This is a genomic window from Sphingomonas floccifaciens, assembly GCF_042681125.1.
GTDB lineage: Bacteria > Pseudomonadota > Alphaproteobacteria > Sphingomonadales > Sphingomonadaceae > Sphingomonas > Sphingomonas floccifaciens.
The window spans coordinates 1-20,368 of sequence record NZ_JBHUFC010000006.1; the positions used below are offsets into that span (position 1 = coordinate 1).

The following is a 20,368-nucleotide window of genomic DNA, read 5'->3' on the forward strand; positions in this document are numbered from 1 at the left end:
GGCGACCCGCTGGCACTGTGTGCCTCTTCTATCTAGCGGAGCAGTGTCATTTCTACTTAGCGCCTACAACCCTCAAGTTCGATAATATACATTATGTAAAACGACGTCAGCTTTTGGCGGCGGGCTTAGGTTCGAGGATCAGCGTTCGTCCCTCGACCCGCCATGATCCGAGCCGCGACAGGAAATTCATCCCGAGCACATCGGTATCGCCGAACGCCGGCGAGATGACGACGCCCAGATCGTTCGTCTCGAGCGTACCGATCGACACCCGCTCGATCCGACCGCGGCGCGCCGTGACTGCGCCATTGGCCGTATTGATGATGACGGGAAAGCCGGCGGCATCAGCCTTGATCCCGACCGCCTTCGCGCTTCCCTCGGACAAAGCGGTGATCGTCGCACCGCTGTCGACCAGCATGCGTCGCTCGACCCCGTTCAGCGAAACCCGCGCCCAGAAATGCCCGTCCTCGCTCATCTGGATGCGAACGGTGTCGCCGACAACGGTCTGGCCGCCGATCCCGAAGCGTTCGCCGATATCCGTGAAGATCGGCGCGATCCGATCACGGTTGGCGAAGGCCAGCATGGCGACGCCGAAGATCAGGATCCAGCTCATCAACGAACGGAGCACCTGACCGAACGACAAGCGTCGTGCAGAGAGCGCGCTGACGACCAGCACCAACGCCCCGACGCCCCAGAGCAGCGACGCCGAGTCCTCGCTCACAACCGCACTTCCAGCCCGTCGTAACCGGGTTCGACGCCCGCTGGCAGCGTCCGACACAGTGACTGATAATCCATCGACTGATCCATATGGGTCAGAATGGCGCGCTTCGGCCGCAGTTCCGAGATCCACTCCAATGCCTGGTCGAGCGTCGGATGGGTCGGATGCGGTGCGCGGCGCAGGGCGTCGATCACCAACACATCGGCATCTTTATACAGATTTCGCATATCTTCGGTTAAGATATTGAAGTCGGTCGCATAAACGATGGCTGAACCGGCGTGCTCAAAGCGCAGCCCCGCACTGAGTATCGAGCCGTGCGGTTGATCGGTCACCCGCACGCGAACAGTGCCGATCGTCAATTCATCGGGTAGAAGCTCGCCAGCGATGGTCGACGGATAGCCACCACGGCCGTGAAAGGCGTAGCCGAACCGCGATTGCAGGCTGTTCAGTGTATCGGGCCGGGCAAGACCGCGAACCGGTTTGCGCTGGGCGTGGAAGACCTGCCGCAGATCATCGAGGCCGTGGCAATGGTCGGCATGATCATGCGTCCAGATGACGGCATCGACCGTCGCGACATCGGCCGTCAGAAGCTGCTCGCGCAGGTCCGGGCCGGTGTCGACCAGAATGCGCGTGTCGTCGGTTTCGATCAGGATCGACACGCGTAGACGTCGGTTGCGTGGCTCGGCCGGATCGCACGCACCCCAGTCGTTCCCGATCCGGGGAACGCCCGACGAAGTTCCGCAACCGAGGATCCGCAGCTTCACGCAGGCTGGGTCTTTGCAAACAGGGTGTGGAAATTCTCGCGGGTGCGGTCGGCCAGCATGTCCGAATCTTCACCGCGCAGATCGGCCAGGAACCGGCAGGTGTCGGCGACGAAAGCCGGCTCACCCGTCTTGCCCCGGTGCGGTACCGGCGCGAGAAACGGCGCATCGGTTTCGATGAGCAGCCGGTCGAGCGGCAGCCGCGCCGCGGTTTCTTGCAAATCCTTTGCGTTCTTGAACGTCACGATGCCCGACATCGAGATGTAGAAGCCCATCGCCAGGGCCGCATCAGCAAAGGCGCCGCTGGCCGTGAAGCAATGGATGACACCCGGATAGGCCCCCTTCCCCAGCTCGTCCTCCAGGATCGCGAGCGTATCCGCCTCCGCATCGCGGGTGTGGACGACGATCGGCAGGCCGGTTTCGCGACAGGCGGCCAGATGCGCGCGGAAACTGGCCTGCTGTCGCTCCCGGTCGCTCTTGTCGTAATAATAGTCGAGGCCACTTTCGCCGATGCCGACGACACGAGGATGCCGGGCGCGGGCGACGAGCTTTGCGGTGTCGATGTGCGGATGCTGATCGGCTTCGTGCGGATGGATGCCGACCGTCGACCACACGTCGGGTTCGCGTTCGGCGGTGGCCAGCACGTCATCCCACTCGCTTTCGCGCGTGGCGATGTTGAGCATCGCGACGACGCCGGACGCACGCGCGCGATCCAGCACAGCCTGCTGGTCTTCGGCCAACCCCTTGTAATTGAGGTGGCAATGGCTGTCCGCAAGCTTCATTCCGCCGCGAGCTCCAGGCGGGGAAACACCGGGCTCGGCGGTGTGAGCCGGGCCGCCGTGGGGTCCCAGTCGGCGAGCAACGCCGCATGATCGCGGTCCTCTACGCCCAGCTGATCGAGCACCGCGGCGGCCGACGTCGGAATGACCGGCAGGATCGCGATCGCCAGCCGCCGGATCGCATCGACCAGCGTTCCGAGCACGGCGTGCATCCGTTCGGGATCGGTCTTGCGCAGCGCCCAGGGGGCCTGGGTGTCGATATACGCGTTGCAGGCGAAGACGCCGCGCATCCACGCCTCGATCGCCTGGCTAAGCGTGAGGTCCTCAAACTGCGCGACAAACTCGCGCGTTGCTGCATCGACTTCGGCCGTCAGCGTCGCGTCGGCCGCCTCCCCTCGCCCAACCTCAAGCTGACCGCCCAGGTTCTTCGCGATGAACGCAAGCGTGCGCTGGGCGAGATTGCCGAAACTGTTCGACAGGTCGGCGTTCGACCGGGTCACGATCGCTTCATCGCTGAACGATCCATCGCTCCCGAAGCTGACCTCTCGAAGCAGGAAGTAGCGCAGCGGGTCGACGCCGTAGAGTTCGGCCAATGCCATCGGCTCTACGACATTGCCGGCCGACTTGGACATTTTAGTCCCGTCGCGGGCAAGAACGTGACCATGGCCGAAGACCTGCCGCGGCAACGGCAGCTTGGCCGACATCAGGAACGCGGGCCAATAGACCGTGTGGAAGCGAACGATATCCTTGCCGATCAGATGGAGGTTCGCCGGCCAATATTTGGAAAACATGGCCGTATCGTCCGGATAACCGGCGCCGGTGATATAGTTGGTAAGCGCGTCGACCCACACATACATGACGTGCCCGGGGCTGTCGGGCACGGGCACACCCCAGTCGAAGCTGGTCCGAGACACGCTGAGGTCGGACAGACCGCCCTCGACGAAGCGCAGGATCTCGTTGCGGCGGCTTTCCGGGCGGATGAAGTCCGGCTGCGACGCATAGAGATCGAGCAGCGGCTGCTGATACTTCGACAGGCGGAAGAACCACGTCTCCTCGGCGGTCCATTCGACCGGCGTACCCTGCGGCGACAGCTTGCTGCCGTGCTCCGCCAGCGTCAGCTCCTTCTCCTCGTAAAAGGCTTCGTCGCGGACGGAGTACCACCCTTCATAGCGATCCAGATACAGGTCGCCGGCATCCGCCATCGCACGCCAGATCGTCTGGCTGGCGGCATAGTGATCCGGCTCGACCGTACGGATGAAACGATCGCACGAGATATTCAGCTTCGCCGCCATCTCATGGAAATAGCCCGACATTTCGTCGGCCAGCGCGCGCACCTCGACCCCGCGGTCGCGAGCGGTCTTGACCATCTTCAGGCCATGCTCGTCGGTCCCGGTCTGGAATCGCACGTCGCGCCCGGCCTGCCGCTGGAAGCGGGCGATGGCGTCGGCGGCGATCATCTCATAGGCGTGGCCGATGTGCGGGCGGCCGTTGGGATAATGGATCGCGGTCGTGATGTAGTAAGGATCGGACATGGCGCCGCCCTATCCGCTTCAACGCGCCCGCGCCAGCCGTGCGACATAGCCGCCCATTTCGAAAGTCGTCGTCGCCGCGTCCAGCGACTGCGCCAGCGACGCGCGGGCGAGGTCGGTGGCCGCAGCATAGGCGTCGAGCGCCTCCCGCAGCCCCTCCCCTCGCAGCGCACGGGCCTGCTCGGCGATGAAAGCGGGAACGCGCTCCAGAAACGCTTCATAGCGGGGCTGAGCAGCCTTGGGCGACAGAGCCTTGGACAGCTTCACGCGATGCTGCGTGTCACCGTCCCCGCCGCGCGCGATCGCCTCCAGAGCCGTTTCGATCGCTGCCAGGTCAAGCCCGGCGAAGCGGAGCGCCCGGCCGGGAGAACCGGCGCCGGCCCGGATTAGCGCGGCAAGCTCGGCCTCGGTCGCCTTAGGAACTGCGCTCCGCAGGACGGTCCGCATCTCCCCTTCTCGCAACACATCGAACCGCAAGAGGCGACAGCGTGAGCGAATCGTGGGCAGCAGGCGTCCCGGGGCGTGGCTGACCAGCAGGAAGATCGTACCCGCAGGCGGCTCCTCCAGGCTCTTGAGCAGCGCATTCGCCGCCGGACGTTCCAGATCGTCGATCGCATCGATGACGATGACGCGGCGGTCCGACATCGACGGCTTGATACCCAGCATCGGGCCGAGACCGCGGACCTGGCCTATGGTGATCGACCGGGCGGTGCCCTTTTCCGGCTTGTCGGCATCGACCGGCAGACGCGCGAGCACACGATAGTCGGGATGCGCGCCCGCCGCGATCATCGCAGCCGTCCGCCCGGCCATGTCGTTCGCGGCTCGGGCGAGCAATCGTTCGGCGGCGGTGCGGGCGAAACTCGCCTTCCCCAAACCTTCCGCACCGGTGATCAGCCAGGCGTGATGGAGGTTGCCAGCCGCGTCGGCCGCTTCGATCGCTCCGCGCGCCGCCTCATTCCCGACCAGTGACGTCATGGTAGCAGGTCGGCGAGCGCCTCGATCAGCCGCTGTGTCACGACATCGGGCGTTGCAGTGGCATCGACCAGCCGGACGCGGTCGGGCTCATGCTCGGCGATGCGGCGGAACTGCGCGGCGACCGCCGCATGGAAGTCGGGCCCACGCTGAGCGAAACGGTCGGCGGCGCCGGCATCGCGCGCAGCGGCTCGCTCGGCCCCCTGGTTATGATCGATCTCCAGCACCAAAGTCCGATCCGGCAGCAGCCCCTTGGATCCGAACGCATGCAACGCGAGGATCGCGGCATCGTCGATATCCTGCGCCCCCTGATAGGCGCGGGTCGAATCGACGAAGCGGTCGCAGATCACCCACTGTCCCGCCTCCAGCGCCGGACGAATGCGCTTTTCGACGTGATCCGCGCGGGCGGCGGCGAACAGCAGGGCCTCGCTGTGCGAACTCCACCGCGACACATCCCCGCCGAGCAACAGGCCACGAATCGCCTCCGCGCCTTCGCTGCCGCCCGGCTCACGGGTCACGACAACCGCCACCCCACGCGCCTCCAAAGCGGCGGCGAGGGCGGCGGCCTGGGTCGACTTGCCCGCCCCCTCCCCGCCTTCGAGCGAGATGAACCGGCCCGTCGTCACGCGCCGAACAGCGACATCAGCCCCGACCACGCCCGTCCGAAGAAGCCGGCCTCTCCGACATCGGCTTCGGCGACCAGCGGCATGGTCGAGGTGGGGCCGCCTTCGGTCTGGACGACCAGGTCGGCGACATGCTGACCAGCCTTGATCGGGGCCTGGATCGGGCCGGAATAGACGACCTTCGCAGTCATCTTCGGGTCACTGCCGGCGGGGATCGTGATCTTCAGGTTGTTCGGCGCGACGAGGCCGATCTCTGCCTCACTGCCGCCCTGTACGTCGGCGGTGCTGACGCGCTTGCCCTTGGCGACGATGGGCTTCGCCTTCCAGGCGCGGAAGCCCCAGTCCATGAACTTGACCGATTCGCTGATCCGCTCGTTGAAGCTGTTGAGGCCCGCGACGACCATGACCAGACGCCGGCCATTCTGTTCGGCCGAGCCGGTGAAGCCGTAACCCGCCTCTTCCGTATGCCCCGTCTTCAGGCCATCGGCGCCCGCCACGCGGCCAAGCAGCGGATCACGGTTGGCCTGGGTGATGTCGCTCCCCGAGCCGAGGGTTTTGCCCCAGGTGAACTGGCGCAGCGAATAGAAGCGCTTGTACAGCTGCGGATGGTTCTTGATCGTCGCATCGGCCAGATGCGCAAGGTCCCGCGCGGTGACATAGGTCACGCCGCCGTCCGGCCAGCCGTTCGACGTGCCGAAGTGGCTGTTCTTCAGCCCCAGCTCCGCTGCCTTCTTGTTCATGAGCGCGGTGAAGGCTTCTTCCGTCCCCGCAATCTGTTCGGCCAGGACGACGCAGGCGTCGTTGCCCGACAGGACGACGATGCCCTTCAACAGATTGTCGACGCTGACCTGTTCACCCGGCGACAGGAACATCGTCGATCCAGCCTGGGGGCCGTGCCACTTCTGCCATGTCTCCGGACGAACCGTCGCCATCGTGTCGAGCTTCAACTCGCCCTTCTTGATCAGGTCGAAGGCGACATAAGCGGTCATCATCTTCGCCATCGACGCCGGCGGCATGCGCACGTCCGCATCCTTCTCGAACAGGACCGCGCCGGTCGACAGGTCTTCCAGATAGGCAACGCGAGCCGTCGTCTGGAACGGCGGCGCCTGGGCGATGCCGGGCGTCGCCGCGAGGAGAGCGAAGATCGAAGCGAGGGCGGGAGCTTTCATGGTCAGACGGTCCATTGCGGTAGGTATCGAAGAATGATGGTCGGTGGTCATGCCGGCGCATCCGCGCTATTTGACGATGGCTGGGGCGTGACCGGCGGTGGAGCTCGATAGGGCGAGAGGCGCACGCGAAAGCCGGCAGTCACGCCATCCAAGGCGGCGGCAGCGTCGGCGGACAACATGGCGACCATGCCGGGCGCAGCCTCGCCGTCAGCGACTGCCACGACCACAGTACGGCCGCTGTCCAGCGCAGTCACTTTCGCATAGCCACCAGCCGCAAAGCCGCGAGCGACGACGAACATACCCGGTATCTGGCCGACATCGGCCCGACCGACGACGTCAGCAGCGATCCGCAACGACCCGCGCGAGCCTTGCGCAACTACTGGCCCCTGCGCGACGGAGGGAGCGGCGAGGATAAGAAAGAGGCTAGCGAGCGACTTCATCGGCGAGCAGCCCTACCGAAAGCGCGTAGAAATTCGAGCAGTTATAATCGAGGATCACGCGATAATTGCCCGTCAGCAGATAGGCGGTGCGGCCGGGGCCGTCCGGTTCGATGAGCGAGGCGAGCACATCATCGGCGGGCCAGGCACCATCCTGTGGCACGATACCCAGCCGACGCCACTCCGCCATCGTCCGCCAGCGGCTGTGACGGTCGTGCACGCGCGGGCAGCGCGGCGACAGCGTGCGGTTCGTCATATCGCTACGGTCGAGACCCGGCGGTACGGCCACCGCCAGGCCCCAGGGCTGTCCCGGCCGCCAGCCAGCATTGACGAAATAATTGGCGATCGACGCCAGCGTGTCCGCCGGGTTCGACCAAATGTCGGCGCGCCCGTCGCCATCCCCGTCGCGGGCTAGGCGGAGATAGACCGACGGCAGGAATTGCGGATAGCCGAATGCGCCCGCCCAGCTACCCTTCAGCCGGTCGCGCGGCACGCCGCGGTCGATCATCTTCAGTGTCGCGATGAATTCGTCGGTAAACAACGCACGGCGCCGCCCTTCATAGGCTAGACTCGCGAGACTACGCGGCAGGTCGAAATTGCCGGTGTAGCTGCCGTAATTCGTCTCATGGCCCCAGATCGCGACCATGATCGATTCGGGCACGCCGGTTTCGCGCTCGATCCGCTCAAGGCGGGGCCGTTCGCGCTGATAGACGGCGCGTCCACGGCCGATGCGTGCGGCATCGACATGCTGTGCTTTGTACGGCGCGAAATTCGGGATCGGGGCGTTGGGCGCGGATTCGGGCTGCTGACGATCGAGTTCGACGACGCGCGGATTGAAGGTCAGCGTCGCGGTCACCTCGTCATAGGTGGCCGGGCCCACCCCTTCGGCCAAGGCGCGGCTGCGGATCGACTGGAGAAAGCTCTGAAAACCGGCTTCATCCTGCGCGCTCGCGCCGGTGGCCAGCAGCAGCGTCGCCGCTACCACCCCATTTGCCCAACCACGCCAACGCATACACAACCCCCGTTTACCAAGCGTGGTGATGCCACAGGCGGCAGCGATCGGGGAACCCCAAACATCCCGGCGCTTGCACAAATGGTCGCAACCGGTAAGGCGCTACGCCCGAGGACAGGTGGCCGAGTGGTTTAAGGCAGCGGTCTTGAAAACCGCCGTGGGTGGAAGCTCACCGTGGGTTCGAATCCCACCCTGTCCGCCAAATCTGCGGCGGCTGATCCTTGACCAGTCGCTTGAACAGTCTGGGCGCGATCCGCTGTTCGAATTTGCAGCCTGCTTCGAAATCGTCGGACCAGCGGACAATCGCGACGATGGGTCCGACGATCGGCAGCGTCAGCCAGATCATCGAACCCTTGCGCAACTGGGAATAGATTTGCAGCCGTGCGCCGTGCATCGAGAGGTCAGTGACCTTGCACAAGGTGCGATCCAGGCCGCCGCGGCCAATGTCCGCCTCAAGCGCCACCGGCGCGCGCGTCGAACGCCGTTGTTCGGACCCATTTGCGGACTCGAACTCGGCATTAAAGAGGACGGGCTCGTTCGGTGTCCGCATGAAAGCGGTACCGTAGCCATACGACGGTTAATACCGCGTTGACCCTGCCCGTCCTCGATAGGCCGTTACTTCTTACCGAGCGTGAGACCGCCGAAGCGCTTGTTGAAGCGCGCAACCTGGCCGCCCTGATCCAGCATCTGGCCCTTGCCGCCGGTCCAGGCCGGGTGCGCCAGCGGGTCGATGTCCAGCTGCATCGTGTCGCCTTCCTTGCCCCAGGTGGAGCGGGTTTCGAACACGGTGCCGTCGGTCATCTGGACCTTGATCATGTGATAGTCGGGGTGCGTATCGGCCTTCATGGGTCTTGCTCCGGAAATGGCTGGTTCCGACCAGCCTGAAAGGAAGGCGCGCGCATAGGGCGAGCCTGGGGAAAAGTCAAAAGCTACCGTTTGCCCTGAGCTTGTCGAAGGGCTGTCCTTTTTCGGGCCTGAGGGTTCGCGGCACGAGGAAAAGGCAGTGCTTCGACAAGCTCAGCACGAACGGGCGTGAGGTCAGCCGGCTGTCGGCGGATCGGCGATCATCGCCGTGAACTCGCACTCGGCCGCCAGTTCGCCATCGATCTTCGCCTTGCCCGCAAACTTGCAGACCCGCGACCGCTTCTGGACGAACTCAACCTCCAGTCGAAGCAAGACGCCCGGCTCGACCGGCTTGCGGAACTTCACGCCGTCGATCGACATGAAATAGACGAGCTTGCCCGTCCCCGCGAGGCCCAGGCTTTCCACCGCCAGCACGCCGGCGGCCTGCGCCAGCGCTTCGACGATCAGGACGCCCGGCATGATCGGACGACCGGGGAAATGCCCCTGGAAGAAACCCTCGTTGATCGTCACCGCCTTGATCGCCGCGATCGACCGGTCGAGGATCAGTTCCTCGACACGGTCGACCAGCAGCATCGGGTAGCGGTGCGGCAATGCCGCCATGACCCGCGCGGTGTCGAGCGGACCATGATTCGTCACTGCCGTGTCCGCGCCATCGCTCATCGGCCGGTGGCGGGCCGGGTCGTGGTCGGGCGCGTCGCCGCCGGTGCCGGGGTCGCGCCAGCCGCCGGAGCGGTCGCAGCCTGCGCCGGTGCGGTCACGCTGACCGACGGCAGCGCCGCGTTCAGTGCGGTCAGAACGGCATCGGTGATGTCGACGGCGGGGGCGTTGTAGAAGGTGTTGTTCTTGTCGACCGCCAGGGTCGCACCGCGCTGGCTGGCGACCTGCGTAATGACCGGACCAAGACGCTCGCCGATCTGCTGGCGGACGTAAGCGACGTTGCGCTGGAACGTCTGTTCCTGCGTCGCGATCTGCTGCTGCGCCTGCTGCTGCCTCGTCTGGAACGCGGTGATGCGGCCCTGGAGCGCGGCGTCCGGATTGCCCTTGGCAGCGTTGACCGCGGTCTGGAGCGACTGGGCTTCGGTCTGGAGCGGCGTGCTCAGCTGCTGTGCCAGCGTCTGGAGCTGCTGACGCTGCGCCTGGAGCTGGGTGTTGGCGGCGACGCAGGCCGTGCACTGGCCGAAGATGCGGTCGGAATCGACCACCGCGATCTTGGCATCGGGCAGCGCCTGGGCGGCGGCGAGGTTTGGGGTCACCGCCGCAGCGGCGAGGAGAGCAGTCGCGATAACAGTCTTCATTAGAACTGAGTCCCTACGTTGAAGGTGAGTAGCTTGGTGTCGTCGCCCGGCTGCTTGAGCAACGCCTTGGCGAGGTCGATGCGCAGCGGTCCGAACGGGGAGTTCCAGTTGACGCCGATGCCGATCGACAGACGCGGGCTTGCCGAGTCGCCGAGGAAGCGTTCGAAGAACGGCGCCTGGCTGCCGGTCGGAATAGCGGCATTGACCTGCGATCCGACACACGGACCGCCAGCCGTCGCCGCAAAGCCGACCGCGCAGGTCGTCGTCGTCGTGGCGTCGAACTGATAGAGTTGGCGACCCTGACCATCGGTCAGATAGGTCTGATAGGGAAGCAGCGAAGGCGAGCCGTCGACGTTGAACTTCAGCGAGCCGTCGGCATTGCGCGCCTGGGCGAACGAGAAGGTCGGCAGCGGACGGGTAACGCCAAACAGCGCGCCGGCCTGGACGTAGATGGACGGCCGAAGCCCCATTTCGCGCGCACCGGCGCCGAGCGGGATCTCGAGCTCGGCACGACCGAGGTAATAGGCACGACCACCCAGGGCGTCGTCGACGATCTGGTTGCGATCGGTGATCAGGATCGCATTGCCGTTCGCATCAGTCGTATAGCCGACACGCTGCACGCGCGGGCCGACGCCGCGGATGTCGAAGCCACGGAACTGCGGCTCGCCGAGGTAGAAGCGGTCGACGATGCGGATCGGGTCGATGCCCGGTCCGGGGCTCTTCTGGAGGCTGTGGATGTAGCCACCCTCGCCCACCACCGAGAAGATGAAGCCGCTCCGTCCGACCGACCAGAACTTCGATCCGTTGGCGACGCCGCGTAGATAGCGGACCTGACCGCCCAGGCCGGCGAAGTCGAACGATAGCGACAGGCGCTGACCCGCCGTCGGGCGCAGGCGGCTGTTCAGGCTGTCGAAGCTCAGGCCGAGGCCGATCGACGAGGTCAGTCGGCTGCCGACCGCCTCGCACAGATACCGGCCGACGTCGGGGTTGCAGACGCCGTTGGTGAAGAACGAATCGGCCAGACCGACGTCGTCCTGCTGCAAGTTATAGCGGCCCGAAAGCGTCCAGAACTCGGTCAGCGGCACACCGGTCGCCAGCTGGAAACCGGTCGAGACCTGCGAATAGGTCGTATTGCGGTCACCGCTCTGCGTCAGGTTGAACGCATTGAGATCGCGGCGGAAGACCGTTGCGCCCAGCGCGATGTTCTTGTCGAACAGGTAAGGCTCGGTGAAGCCCAGTTCGACCGACTTGGAATAGCTCGAATAGCTGACCGATGCGCGCAGGTCCTGGCCCTTGCCGCGAAAGTTGCGCTGGCGAACCGAACCCTGGAGGATGAAGCGTTCGAGGCTGGAGAAGCCGGCGGACAGCGACAGTTCGCCCGTCGCGCGCTCTTCCACGTTCGCGGCAAGCACGATCCGGTCGGGCGCAGAGCCGGGCTTCTGCTCGACTTCGAACTTGTCCTGGAAATAGCCGAGCGAGTTGATGCGGTCGGTCGAGCGCTTCACCAGGAAGGTGTTGAACGCGTCGCCCTCGGCCAGACGCATCTCGCGACGGATCACGCGATCCTGCGTCTGCGTGTTGCCGGTGATGTCGATCTTTTCGATGTAGGTCCGATTCGCTTCCTTGATGTGGAAGTTGATCGTCATCGTCAGGTTTTCGCGGTTACGCTGGAACTCCGGTTCCACCTCCGCGAACGCATAGCCGAACAGACCCGAGGCTTCGCTCAGCGATTCGACCGAATCCTCGACCTTCTTCGCGTCGTACCAATCGTCCTTCTTCATCGGCAGCGACGCCGCAAGCGCCTTGTCGTCGAAGTCACGGATGTCGCTGTCGACGGTCACGTCGCCGAATTTGTAGCGCGGCCCTTCCTCGACGACGTAGGTGATGATGAAGTCACGCTTGTCCGGCGTCAGCTCCGCCACCGCCGAGATCACGCGGAAGTCGGCATAGCCGTTCGTCAGGTAGAACTGGCGCAGCTTCTGCTGGTCATAGGCCAGGCGATCCTGGTCGTAGGAGGTGTTCGACGACAGGATCGTCGTCAGACGCGACTCCTTCGTCACCATCTCCTTGCGCAGTTCGCCGTCGCTGAACACCTCGTTCCCGAGGATGTTGATCTGGCGAACCTTGGACTTCGGCCCCTCGCGGATCTCGAAGATGACATCGACGCGGTTCTGGTCGAGGCTGACCATCTTCGGCTCGACGATCGCAGCGAAGCGGCCCTGGCGGCGATAGAGCTCTACGATCCGCGCCACGTCCGCGCGGACGGCGGTACGCGTGAAGATCTGCCGCGGCTTGAGCTTCAGCTCCTTCTCGATCTTGTCGTTCTTCAGCCGCTTGTTGCCCTCCAGCACCACGCGGTTGATGATCGGATTCTCGCGGACACGGACGACGAGGTCACCCGTCTCGACGCCCGACACCGACACGTCGGCGAGCAGTTCGGAGGCGTAGAGGTCCTTGATCGCCTGATCGACCGTCTCCGGTGTGTACGCCTGACCGATACGCAGCTTGGTGTAGCTGAGAATCGTATCCTGCTCGACACGCTGCGAGCCTTCGACGCGGAGCGAGCGGATGGTGCGGGTGACGGCGGGCGTCGCCGCCGGCGCGGTCGCCGCCTCCGGCGTCGCCTGCTGCGCTGCTGGCGGAGTTGTCTGAGGTACGGCCTGGGCCTGGGCGAGCATCGGTACGCCGGCCAGGATGGTCCCGGTCAGCAAGGCGGCGGCGCCGCGCACCGAAGCTGTCGAGCGCTTGTTCGAATTCACGTAGTCCCACCCCAGTCGGAGAAATCTGCTGACGATTAAGTGTTCGCCGCCCTGCCTCAAGCGGTCCGGCCGATCAACCCGGCCCATCGGCTTAGCCGACAAGGCCGGCGATACCGCGCCATAGCCCGAAAGCTCCCAGATCGTTGATCGTGACCAATATCATCAACGCCAGGATAGCCGCCAGACCGCCGCGGAAAGCCCATTCCATTGCCTGAGGGCTCACCGGACGCCTGCGCACCGCTTCGACCGCGTAGAACATCAGATGCCCCCCGTCGAGAACCGGAACTGGCAATAGGTTGATGAACCCCAGGTTAATCGAAATCAAAGCCATCAGGGAAATAAACTCCGGCCAGCCCAAGGTCAGCTGCTCGCCCGAGACCTGCGCGATCTTCAACGGCCCGCCCAGTTCCTGAAGCGAACGCCGGCCGGTAACGATCTGGCCGATGGTATCGACCATCATGCCGATGATCTCACCGGTGCGCCGAACCCCGACGACCGGCGCCTCGATCAGCGACACCGGCGACCAGACCGGCGCCGACGGCCCGATGCCGATGCGCCCAACCTTGAATTCGTTACCGAAGCGGTCGCCTTCACGCAGGACGCTGATCGTCAGCGGCAGCGAGACCGGGCGACCATCGCGCACAATGTCGATGGCGGTCGTCTCGCCGGGGCGCATCGCGGCATACATGCGCAGGTCGTCGAAGCGATCGACGCCCTTGTCGCCGATCCGGGTGATGCGATCACCGATGCGCAGACCGGCCTTCGCCGCCGCGCTGTTGCTTTCGATCACACCGACGACGGGCGGCGTCGTGCTTTGTCCATAGGCCAGCGCAAATCCGCCGAGGATCAGGACCGCCAGCGCAAGGTTGATGAACGGACCGGCGGCGACGATGACCGCGCGCTGCCACAGCGGCTTGGCCTGGAACGTCTTGGCGCGCTCCGACGGCGGCAGTTGCAGCCACTCCGCCGATGGCTGCGAGGCCGGGTTCATGTCGCCGGCGAACTTCACATAGCCACCCAGCGGCAGCCACCCGAACTTCCACCGCGTGCCGCGGGCATCGGTGTAGCCGGCAACCTCGCGCCCGAAACCGATAGAGAATTCCTCGGCCTTCACCCCGAACCAGCGGCCGGCGATGTAATGGCCGAATTCATGTATGAAGACGAGCGGCCCCAGCAACAGCAGGAAGGCACCGACGTAGAGGAGAAATCCGGGAGCTTCGGTCAAACTGGCCAATCCTAAGCGGCTTTCGCCTCAATCGTCTCGCCGGCGATCCGTCGCGCCCCCGCATCGACGTCCAGCACGGCATCAAGGCTGTCCGGCGTGCCCGGATCGTATGATTGCAGCGTATCATCCACGATTGCGGCAATTTCAAGAAAGCCGATCTTGCGCGCGAGGAACGCGGCCACCGCGACCTCGTTCGCCGCGTTCAGGATGGCCGGTCGCGCGCCACCCGCTTCCAGCGCGGCGCGGGCGAGCGCAAGCGCCGGGAAGCGCTTCATGTCGGCCGCTTCGAAGTCGAGCCGACCGATCGCTGCCAGGTCTAGCGGTGCCATGGGCGTTGCCATCCGGTCGGGCCAGGCGAGCACATGGGCGATCGGCACGCGCATATCGGGCGGGCCGAGCTGGGCGAGCAAGGACCCATCGACATATTCGACAAGGCTGTGGATTACCGACTGGCGATGAACGAGGATATCGAGCTGTCCGGGATCGAGTGCGAACAGGTGCTTCGCCTCGATCAGTTCGAGGCCCTTGTTCATCATTGTCGCCGAATCGACCGAGATCTTCGCGCCCATCGACCAGTTCGGATGCGCCACCGCCTGTTCGGGCGTGATAGCGCGCATCTCGTACAGCGAGCGTTCGCGAAACGGCCCGCCACTGGCCGTCAGGATCACGCGACGAATACGCTCGCGGTTTGCGGGCTCCAGGCACTGGAAGATCGCATTATGTTCGGAATCGACCGGCAACAGCGTCGCGCCGTGCCTCGCCACTGCCGCCGTCATCACGTCACCGGCGGAGACGAGCGCTTCCTTGTTCGCGAGCGCGACCGCCCCGGCCTGCTCAATCGCCGCCATCACGGGTTTCAGGCCGGCGCAGCCGACGATCGCGGCCATCGTCCAGTCGGCACCCATCGCTGCGGTTTCGGCAACCGCGTCCGGGCCGCCTGCGACCTCGACATCGGTATCGGCCAGCGCGGCGCGCAGATCGGGCAAACAGCGCTCGTCCGCCACGACGGCTCGCTGGGCGCGCGTCCGACGTGCCGCGGCGGCGAGCTTTGCGACATCGCAATTGGCGGTCAGCGCAACGACTCGGAAATCGTCTGGGGCGCGTTCGATCAGGTCGAGCGTCGACGTGCCGACCGACCCCGTCGCGCCGAGAATAGTGACGCTCTTCATCCCAGCCACCGTGGCAGTTCGACAAGGATGGCGGCGACCGGTGCTACCGGCACCAGCCCGTCGAGCCGATCCATGACGCCGCCGTGCCCGGGGAGCAGGCTGCCAGAATCCTTCACGCCCGCGCGCCGCTTCAGCCAGCTTTCGTAAAAATCACCCACCTGGGCGAGCACTGCCAATAGCGGCGTCCACATCACCAGGCGAAATGGCAGGCCCGCCCAGACGTGCAGCGCGAAGGCGAACGCGGTCGCGGCGATGACGCCACCGATCAGTCCCGCCCAGGTCTTGCTCGGGCTGATCGACGGCGCAATCTTCGGTCCTCCGATCGTGCGACCAGCGAAATAGGCGCCGATGTCCGTCGCCCAGACCAGCGCCATCGCCCAGAACGCAAGCAACAACCCGGCCGCGCCCGGCTGTGACCGCAGCATCAGCAGCGCCAGCACCGGGATGCCGACATAGATCGCTCCCCAGCCGAGTTGACCGTTGCGTGTGACGATCGCGATGAAGAACGCGGCACCGGCGATCAAGCCCAAGGCAAAGAAGCCCGGCCCGGCGGCCAGCGGCCCGAGGATCGCCAGCGGGACGACCAGCGAAAATTGCGCGATCTGCTTGTTCCGCGCCATGCCCGGCGTGTGCAGCGCCACCCATTCGGCCATCATCAGCAAGGCGGCGACGACGGTCAGCAGCCAGAAGGCGAAGCCGCCAAGCAGGAGACAAGCGGCGGCGACCGCGATCAGAATGATTCCGGAGGCTGTGCGCTTGGCGAGATCGTTCATCACAACCCTCCGAAGCGACGCTGGCGCCGGCCGAACGCGGCAAGTGCGTCGGCAAGCGCTGCACCGTCGAAGTCGGGCCATAGCGTGTTGACGAACAGCAGTTCGGCATAGGCCGCCTGCCACAGCAGGAAATTCGACAGTCGTTGCTCGCCCGACGTGCGGATCAGCAGGTCGACCGGCGGCAGAGCCCCCGATTGCAGCGTCTTTTCGAACACCGCTTCGTCGATCGTCGCGGGATCGAGATCGCCGGCAGTGGCCGCCATCGCCAGATCGCGCGCCGCAGCCGCGATCTCCGCCTGCGCGCCATAGTTCAGCGCGATGACGACGGTCGGACCGGCGTTACCCGCCGTCTGCGCGACTGCATCGTCGATCAGTTCGACCAGATCGGGCGCGAGCGCGCGATAGGCACCGATAATCTGGAGCCGAACGCCCTCGCGGTGAAACTCCGCCAGATCCTCACGGATGAAGCGGCGCAGCAGACCCATCAGGTCACCGACCTCCTCGGCCGGGCGGCGCCAGTTCTCGCTGGAAAAGGCGTAGAGCGTCAGCACCTCGATGCCCTGCTCGCGCGCGGCACGCGCAACCTTGCGCACCGCCTCGACCCCCTTCCGGTGGCCGGCGATGCGCGGCAGGAACCGGGCCTTTGCCCAGCGTCCGTTGCCGTCCATGATGATCGCGACGTGGCGGGGGGGCGTCATCGGGCCATACCACTACCGTTCGCCCTGAGCTTGTCGAAGGGCCGTTCTCCGATAGGCACGCTTATAGCTTGCGGCACGAAGTACGGTGCTTCGACAAGCTCAGCACGAACGGGGAAAAGGTAGGACGCACCAAATGGCGTCACTTGCCCAGGATTTCCTTTTCCTTCGCCGCCGCCGCCGCATCGATGTCGGCGATAGTCGCATCGGTCAGCTTCTGGACCTCGGTTTCGTGCCGCTTGCGCTCGTCCTCGCCGAAAACGCCCTTCTTCTCGTCGGTCTTCAGCGCATCCATGCCGTCGCGGCGGACGTTGCGCGCGGCGATGCGGGCGTTCTCGGCATATTTGCCGGCCAGCTTGGCGAGTTCCTTGCGGCGCTCCTCGGTCAGATCGGGGATCGGCAGGCGCAGTGTCTGGCCGTCGACGATCGGATTGAGGCCGAGGCCCGCCGAGCGGATCGCCTTGTCGGCCGGACCGACGTTCGACTTGTCCCAAACCTGCACGCTCAACAGACGCGGCTCCGGCGCGGAGACGGTCGCGACCTGGTTGAGCGGCATGTGGCTGCCATAGACCTCGACCGTAACAGGATCGAGCATATTGACCGAGGCGCGGCCGGTGCGCAGGCCGATCAGATCGCTCTTCAGCGCCTCGACGGCGCCCGCCATGCGGCGTTCGAGGTCGGCTTTGTCATATGCGGGCATCAGGACTCTCCTAAGCGGCTTGAACGATCGTCGACGTGCCGTCACCGGCGAGCACGCGGGCCAGGTTGCCACGTTCGCGGATGTTGAACACGACGATCGGAATGTTGTTGTCGCGGCACAGTGCGACGGCCGACGCGTCCATGACCTTCAGATTGTCGGACAGGACGCGGTCGTAACTGACGGTCGGATAACGGATCGCGGTCGCCACCTGCTTGGGATCGGCATCATAGACGCCGTCGACCGAGGTGCCCTTGAACAGCGCGTCGCACTTCATTTCGGCGGCACGCAAAGCGGCGCCCGAATCGGTGGTGAAGAACGGCGAACCCACCCCGGCGGCGAAGATCACGATCCGCCCCTTTTCCAGGTGCCGCTCGGCGCGGCGGCGGATGAACGGTTCGCACACGCTGGCCATGGGAATTGCCGACTGGACACGGGTCTGGACGCCGATCTGTTCCAGCGCGTTCTGAACGGCGAGCGCATTCATGACGGTCGCGAGCATGCCCATATAATCACCGGTCGCCCGGTCCATGCCGCGCGCCGCGCCCGAGATCCCGCGGAAGATGTTGCCGCCGCCAACGACGATGCACAGCTCATAGCCCTGCGCCCGGACGTCCGCGATCTCGGCCGCGACACGGGCGACGGTATCGGGGTCTATCGAGAGTCCCCCCTCTCCCATCAGCACCTCGCCCGACAGTTTCAGCAGGATGCGCTTGAAGCGGGGCGTGCTCATGGGTTCGGAATACTCGTAACGACTGTAACGGGAAGCGGCGCGGACCCTAGGAGGGCCGCGCCGCTTTGCCAATGGCAATACGCCATCGTCATACCGTCATTCCCGCGACGGCGGGGATAAATTCTGGCTGACGTCTCAGAAGGAACCGCTCGGCCAGCCAGAATGGATTCCCGCCTTCGCGGGAATGACGGCAAAGCTTACTTCGTGATGCCCGCGGTCGCAGCGACCTCGGCAGCGAAGTCGCTCTCTTCCTTCTCGATGCCTTCGCCGAGCTGGAAGCGGACATAGTCCTTCAGCACGATGGTCGTGCCGGCGTCCTTGCCCGCCTTGGCGATGACGTCGGCGACCGGCGTCTTGCCGTCCATGACGAACAGCTGGCTGAGCAGCGCGTTCTCCTTGGCGAACTTCTTCACGCCGCCTTCCACCATCTTCTCGATGATGTCGGCCGGCTTGCCGCTCTCGGCCGCCTTTTCACGCGCGATGGCGCGCTCGCGCTCCAGCACGTCCGCGTCCAGACCGGTTTCGTCGAGCGCCAGCGGGAAGGCCGCCGCAACGTGCATTGCGATCTGCTTGCCGAGCGGTTCGAGCACATCGACGCCCGCGTCCGATTCGAGCGCGACGAGCACGCCGATCTTGCCCAGACCCGGAGCCTGCGCATTGTGGACGTAGGGGATGACCGCGCCCTGCGAGACTTCGAGGCGCTTGGCGCGGCGGATCGACTGGTTCTCGCCGATCGTCGCGATATTGTTGGTCAGCGCGTCCTCGACGCTCGTGCCCGACGGCATCTTGGCCGCCTTGATCGCGGCGACGTCGTCACCGGTCGCCAGCGCGATCTGCACGACTTCCTTTACGAAGTCCTGGAACTGGTCGTTCTTCGCGACGAAGTCGGTTTCCGAATTCACCTCGACAGCGGCACCCTTGGTGCCGGCAACCGCGACGCCGACCAGACCCTCGGCCGCGGTGCGGCTCGACTTCTTGGCGGCAGCAGCCAGGCCCTTGGTGCGCAGCCAGTCCATCGCCGCGTCGACGTCGCCATCGGTCTCGGCCAGCGCCTTCTTGCAGTCCATCATGCCCGCGCCGCTCTTCTCGCGCAGATCCTTGACCATCGAAGCCGTGATGTCGGCCATGTGAAATTCCTTATCTGTTAGATACGAACGCGGCGGAACAGAGCGTGTGTGCGCCCTGCCCCGCCGATGTTACAGTTCAGCGACGCTTACGCGTTGGCGGGCTGCTGCTCACCCTCGGCAGCGGCCGGAGCCTGCTCGACGATCGGATCGCTCGACAGCGCTTCCTCGGCCGGCGGCGTGTCCATCGCGCCGATGTCGACGCCACGGTTGGCCTGGCCCTGCTGATTGCCACGAGTCGCCGCGATCGCGACGGCTTCGCAGTACAGGCGGATCGCGCGGCTCGCGTCGTCGTTCGCCGGGACCGGGAAAGCGATGCCGTCCGGGCTGACGTTCGAATCGAGGATCGCGACGACCGGGATGCCGAGCGTGTTGGCTTCCTTGATCGCCAGCTCTTCCTTGTTCGCGTCGATCACGAACATGATGTCGGGCACGCCGCCCATGTCCTTGATGCCGCCCAGCGACAGCTCGAGCTTGTCACGCTCGCGGGTCAGCTGCAGAACTTCCTTCTTGGTCAGACCGGCAGTGTCACCCGACAGCTGCTCGTCCAGCGCCTTGAAGCGCTTGATCGACTTCGAAATGGTCGTCCAGTTGGTCAGCATGCCGCCGAGCCAGCGATGGTTGACGTAATATTGACCGGCCTTGCGCGCGGCTTCCGCGATCGGCTCCTGCGCCTGGCGCTTGGTGCCGACGAACAGAACCTTGCCGCCCGAGGCGACCGACGAGCTGATGAAGTCGAGCGCGCGCGCGAAAAGCGGAACGGTCTGCGACAGGTCGAGGATGTGTACGCCGTTGCGATCGCCGAAGATGTACGGCTTCATCTTCGGGTTCCAGCGATGCGTCTGGTGACCGAAGTGCGCGCCCGATTCGAGCAATGCGTGCATGGAGACGACAGGTGCCGCCATAGGATGTGTCCTTTCCGGTTAAGCCTCTGGGAAGCGATGACCGGCCGTTTGGTGCGCTGTAAGCGCCGGCGGGCACCGGGTTATGTGCTTCCCATGCGGGGTTGAGGCGGCGCGCTTAGTCGAAATCGCACG

Annotated in this window: 22 protein-coding genes and 1 tRNA gene; 1 reads left to right on the forward strand and 22 read right to left on the reverse strand. The window is 65.2% G+C overall.

Going from position 1 to position 20,368, the window contains the following annotated elements; genetic code table 11:
• Positions 1–106: 106 nt before the first annotated feature.
• Genes ACFSC3_RS13515 through ACFSC3_RS13555 form a run of 9 tightly spaced genes read right to left on the reverse strand, consistent with a single transcriptional unit; the run spans position 107 to position 7,997 of the window.
• Complete coding sequence (locus ACFSC3_RS13515; protein WP_380940969.1) at positions 107–718, reverse strand: retropepsin-like aspartic protease family protein; 612 nt, start codon at positions 716–718, stop codon at positions 107–109.
• Complete coding sequence (locus ACFSC3_RS13520; RefSeq protein WP_380940970.1) at positions 715–1,479, reverse strand: MBL fold metallo-hydrolase; 765 nt, start codon at positions 1,477–1,479, stop codon at positions 715–717. The genes ACFSC3_RS13515 and ACFSC3_RS13520 overlap by 4 nt, the downstream gene beginning before the upstream one ends.
• Positions 1,476–2,258 (reverse strand): TatD family hydrolase, encoded by a 783-nt coding sequence (locus ACFSC3_RS13525; RefSeq protein WP_380940971.1) that lies wholly within the window; start codon positions 2,256–2,258, stop codon positions 1,476–1,478. Before ACFSC3_RS13525 ends, ACFSC3_RS13520 begins: the two co-directional genes overlap by 4 nt.
• Complete coding sequence (gene metG, locus ACFSC3_RS13530; RefSeq protein WP_380940972.1) at positions 2,255–3,787, reverse strand: methionine--tRNA ligase; 1,533 nt, start codon at positions 3,785–3,787, stop codon at positions 2,255–2,257. Before metG ends, ACFSC3_RS13525 begins: the two co-directional genes overlap by 4 nt.
• Before the next feature lie 18 nt (positions 3,788–3,805).
• Positions 3,806–4,759 carry a DNA polymerase III subunit delta' gene (locus ACFSC3_RS13535; RefSeq protein ID WP_380940973.1) on the reverse strand — a complete coding sequence of 318 codons (954 nt, stop codon included), beginning with the start codon at positions 4,757–4,759 and terminating at the stop codon, positions 3,806–3,808.
• Positions 4,756–5,382, reverse strand: a complete 627-nt coding sequence (gene tmk / locus ACFSC3_RS13540) for a dTMP kinase (RefSeq protein WP_380940974.1) — start codon at positions 5,380–5,382, stop codon at positions 4,756–4,758. Before tmk ends, ACFSC3_RS13535 begins: the two co-directional genes overlap by 4 nt.
• Positions 5,379–6,563 carry a D-alanyl-D-alanine carboxypeptidase family protein gene (locus ACFSC3_RS13545; protein WP_380940975.1) on the reverse strand — a complete coding sequence of 395 codons (1,185 nt, stop codon included), beginning with the start codon at positions 6,561–6,563 and terminating at the stop codon, positions 5,379–5,381. Before ACFSC3_RS13545 ends, tmk begins: the two co-directional genes overlap by 4 nt.
• 32 nt (positions 6,564–6,595) lie before the next feature.
• Positions 6,596–6,988, reverse strand: a complete 393-nt coding sequence (locus ACFSC3_RS13550) for a hypothetical protein (protein WP_380940976.1) — start codon at positions 6,986–6,988, stop codon at positions 6,596–6,598.
• Positions 6,972–7,997: a lytic murein transglycosylase gene (locus ACFSC3_RS13555; protein ID WP_380940977.1), complete on the reverse strand. Its 1,026-nt coding sequence runs from the start codon at positions 7,995–7,997 to the stop codon at positions 6,972–6,974. The genes ACFSC3_RS13550 and ACFSC3_RS13555 overlap by 17 nt, the downstream gene beginning before the upstream one ends.
• 112 nt (positions 7,998–8,109) lie before the next feature.
• Between ACFSC3_RS13555 and ACFSC3_RS13560 the strand changes: the two genes are divergently transcribed.
• Positions 8,110–8,199, forward strand: a tRNA-Ser gene (locus ACFSC3_RS13560).
• On the opposite strand, the gene ACFSC3_RS13565 is transcribed toward ACFSC3_RS13560, so the two are convergent.
• The 13 genes from ACFSC3_RS13565 to rpsB form a co-directional block, all read right to left on the reverse strand.
• Positions 8,167–8,547, reverse strand: a complete 381-nt coding sequence (locus ACFSC3_RS13565; protein WP_380940978.1) for a PilZ domain-containing protein — start codon at positions 8,545–8,547, stop codon at positions 8,167–8,169. The two genes, ACFSC3_RS13560 and ACFSC3_RS13565, sit on opposite strands and share 33 nt — an antisense overlap.
• 65 nt (positions 8,548–8,612) lie before the next feature.
• Positions 8,613–8,843 carry a 50S ribosomal protein L31 gene (gene rpmE, locus ACFSC3_RS13570; RefSeq protein WP_380940979.1) on the reverse strand — a complete coding sequence of 77 codons (231 nt, stop codon included), beginning with the start codon at positions 8,841–8,843 and terminating at the stop codon, positions 8,613–8,615.
• A gap of 192 nt (positions 8,844–9,035) precedes the next feature.
• Positions 9,036–9,521, reverse strand: coding sequence for a 3-hydroxyacyl-ACP dehydratase FabZ (gene fabZ / locus ACFSC3_RS13575; protein WP_380940980.1), 486 nt, complete (start codon positions 9,519–9,521; stop codon positions 9,036–9,038).
• Complete coding sequence (locus tag ACFSC3_RS13580; protein WP_380940981.1) at positions 9,518–10,156, reverse strand: OmpH/Skp family outer membrane protein; 639 nt, start codon at positions 10,154–10,156, stop codon at positions 9,518–9,520. Before ACFSC3_RS13580 ends, fabZ begins: the two co-directional genes overlap by 4 nt.
• Positions 10,156–12,915: an outer membrane protein assembly factor BamA gene (bamA, locus tag ACFSC3_RS13585; protein ID WP_380940982.1), complete on the reverse strand. Its 2,760-nt coding sequence runs from the start codon at positions 12,913–12,915 to the stop codon at positions 10,156–10,158. The genes ACFSC3_RS13580 and bamA overlap by 1 nt, the downstream gene beginning before the upstream one ends.
• A gap of 91 nt (positions 12,916–13,006) precedes the next feature.
• Positions 13,007–14,140, reverse strand: a complete 1,134-nt coding sequence (gene rseP, locus ACFSC3_RS13590; protein WP_380940983.1) for an RIP metalloprotease RseP — start codon at positions 14,138–14,140, stop codon at positions 13,007–13,009.
• 11 nt (positions 14,141–14,151) lie between these two features.
• Positions 14,152–15,309 (reverse strand): 1-deoxy-D-xylulose-5-phosphate reductoisomerase, encoded by a 1,158-nt coding sequence (locus tag ACFSC3_RS13595; RefSeq protein ID WP_380940984.1) that lies wholly within the window; start codon positions 15,307–15,309, stop codon positions 14,152–14,154.
• Positions 15,306–16,082, reverse strand: a complete 777-nt coding sequence (locus ACFSC3_RS13600; protein ID WP_380940985.1) for a phosphatidate cytidylyltransferase — start codon at positions 16,080–16,082, stop codon at positions 15,306–15,308. Before ACFSC3_RS13600 ends, ACFSC3_RS13595 begins: the two co-directional genes overlap by 4 nt.
• Complete coding sequence (locus tag ACFSC3_RS13605; protein WP_380940986.1) at positions 16,082–16,780, reverse strand: isoprenyl transferase; 699 nt, start codon at positions 16,778–16,780, stop codon at positions 16,082–16,084. Before ACFSC3_RS13605 ends, ACFSC3_RS13600 begins: the two co-directional genes overlap by 1 nt.
• A 139-nt stretch (positions 16,781–16,919) precedes the next feature.
• Positions 16,920–17,477, reverse strand: coding sequence for a ribosome recycling factor (gene frr, locus ACFSC3_RS13610; RefSeq protein ID WP_380940987.1), 558 nt, complete (start codon positions 17,475–17,477; stop codon positions 16,920–16,922).
• A 10-nt stretch (positions 17,478–17,487) separates the two neighbouring features.
• Complete coding sequence (gene pyrH / locus ACFSC3_RS13615; protein WP_380940988.1) at positions 17,488–18,207, reverse strand: UMP kinase; 720 nt, start codon at positions 18,205–18,207, stop codon at positions 17,488–17,490.
• 197 nt (positions 18,208–18,404) lie between these two features.
• Entirely contained in the window at positions 18,405–19,334 is a 930-nt protein-coding gene (gene tsf / locus ACFSC3_RS13620; protein WP_380940989.1) for a translation elongation factor Ts, read from the reverse strand.
• A gap of 86 nt (positions 19,335–19,420) precedes the next feature.
• The gene (gene rpsB / locus ACFSC3_RS13625) at positions 19,421–20,236 is read right to left on the reverse strand and encodes a 30S ribosomal protein S2 (RefSeq protein WP_380940990.1); all 816 of its coding nucleotides are present in this window, start codon (positions 20,234–20,236) and stop codon (positions 19,421–19,423) included.
• Positions 20,237–20,368 lie beyond the last annotated feature (132 nt).

Bases quoted from the DNA above. Each gene is read 5' to 3' on its own strand.
- ACFSC3_RS13535 (WP_380940973.1), bottom strand. From the start codon at position 4,759: ATGACGTCACTGGTCGGGAATGAGGCGGCGCGCGGAGCGATCGAAGCG.
- rpsB (WP_380940990.1), bottom strand. From the start codon at position 20,236: ATGGCGGCACCTGTCGTCTCCATGCACGCATTGCTCGAATCGGGCGCG.
- rpmE (WP_380940979.1), bottom strand. From the start codon at position 8,843: ATGAAGGCCGATACGCACCCCGACTATCACATGATCAAGGTCCAGATG.
- metG (WP_380940972.1), bottom strand. From the start codon at position 3,787: ATGTCCGATCCTTACTACATCACGACCGCGATCCATTATCCCAACGGC.
- ACFSC3_RS13555 (WP_380940977.1), bottom strand. From the start codon at position 7,997: ATGCGTTGGCGTGGTTGGGCAAATGGGGTGGTAGCGGCGACGCTGCTG.
- ACFSC3_RS13595 (WP_380940984.1), bottom strand. From the start codon at position 15,309: ATGAAGAGCGTCACTATTCTCGGCGCGACGGGGTCGGTCGGCACGTCG.
- ACFSC3_RS13580 (WP_380940981.1), bottom strand. From the start codon at position 10,156: ATGAAGACTGTTATCGCGACTGCTCTCCTCGCCGCTGCGGCGGTGACC.
- frr (WP_380940987.1), bottom strand. From the start codon at position 17,477: ATGCCCGCATATGACAAAGCCGACCTCGAACGCCGCATGGCGGGCGCC.
- ACFSC3_RS13605 (WP_380940986.1), bottom strand. From the start codon at position 16,780: ATGACGCCCCCCCGCCACGTCGCGATCATCATGGACGGCAACGGACGC.
- ACFSC3_RS13525 (WP_380940971.1), bottom strand. From the start codon at position 2,258: ATGAAGCTTGCGGACAGCCATTGCCACCTCAATTACAAGGGGTTGGCC.
- ACFSC3_RS13565 (WP_380940978.1), bottom strand. From the start codon at position 8,547: ATGCGGACACCGAACGAGCCCGTCCTCTTTAATGCCGAGTTCGAGTCC.
- ACFSC3_RS13545 (WP_380940975.1), bottom strand. From the start codon at position 6,563: ATGGACCGTCTGACCATGAAAGCTCCCGCCCTCGCTTCGATCTTCGCT.
- ACFSC3_RS13550 (WP_380940976.1), bottom strand. From the start codon at position 6,988: ATGAAGTCGCTCGCTAGCCTCTTTCTTATCCTCGCCGCTCCCTCCGTC.
- fabZ (WP_380940980.1), bottom strand. From the start codon at position 9,521: ATGAGCGATGGCGCGGACACGGCAGTGACGAATCATGGTCCGCTCGAC.
- tsf (WP_380940989.1), bottom strand. From the start codon at position 19,334: ATGGCCGACATCACGGCTTCGATGGTCAAGGATCTGCGCGAGAAGAGC.
- pyrH (WP_380940988.1), bottom strand. From the start codon at position 18,207: ATGAGCACGCCCCGCTTCAAGCGCATCCTGCTGAAACTGTCGGGCGAG.
- ACFSC3_RS13600 (WP_380940985.1), bottom strand. From the start codon at position 16,082: ATGAACGATCTCGCCAAGCGCACAGCCTCCGGAATCATTCTGATCGCG.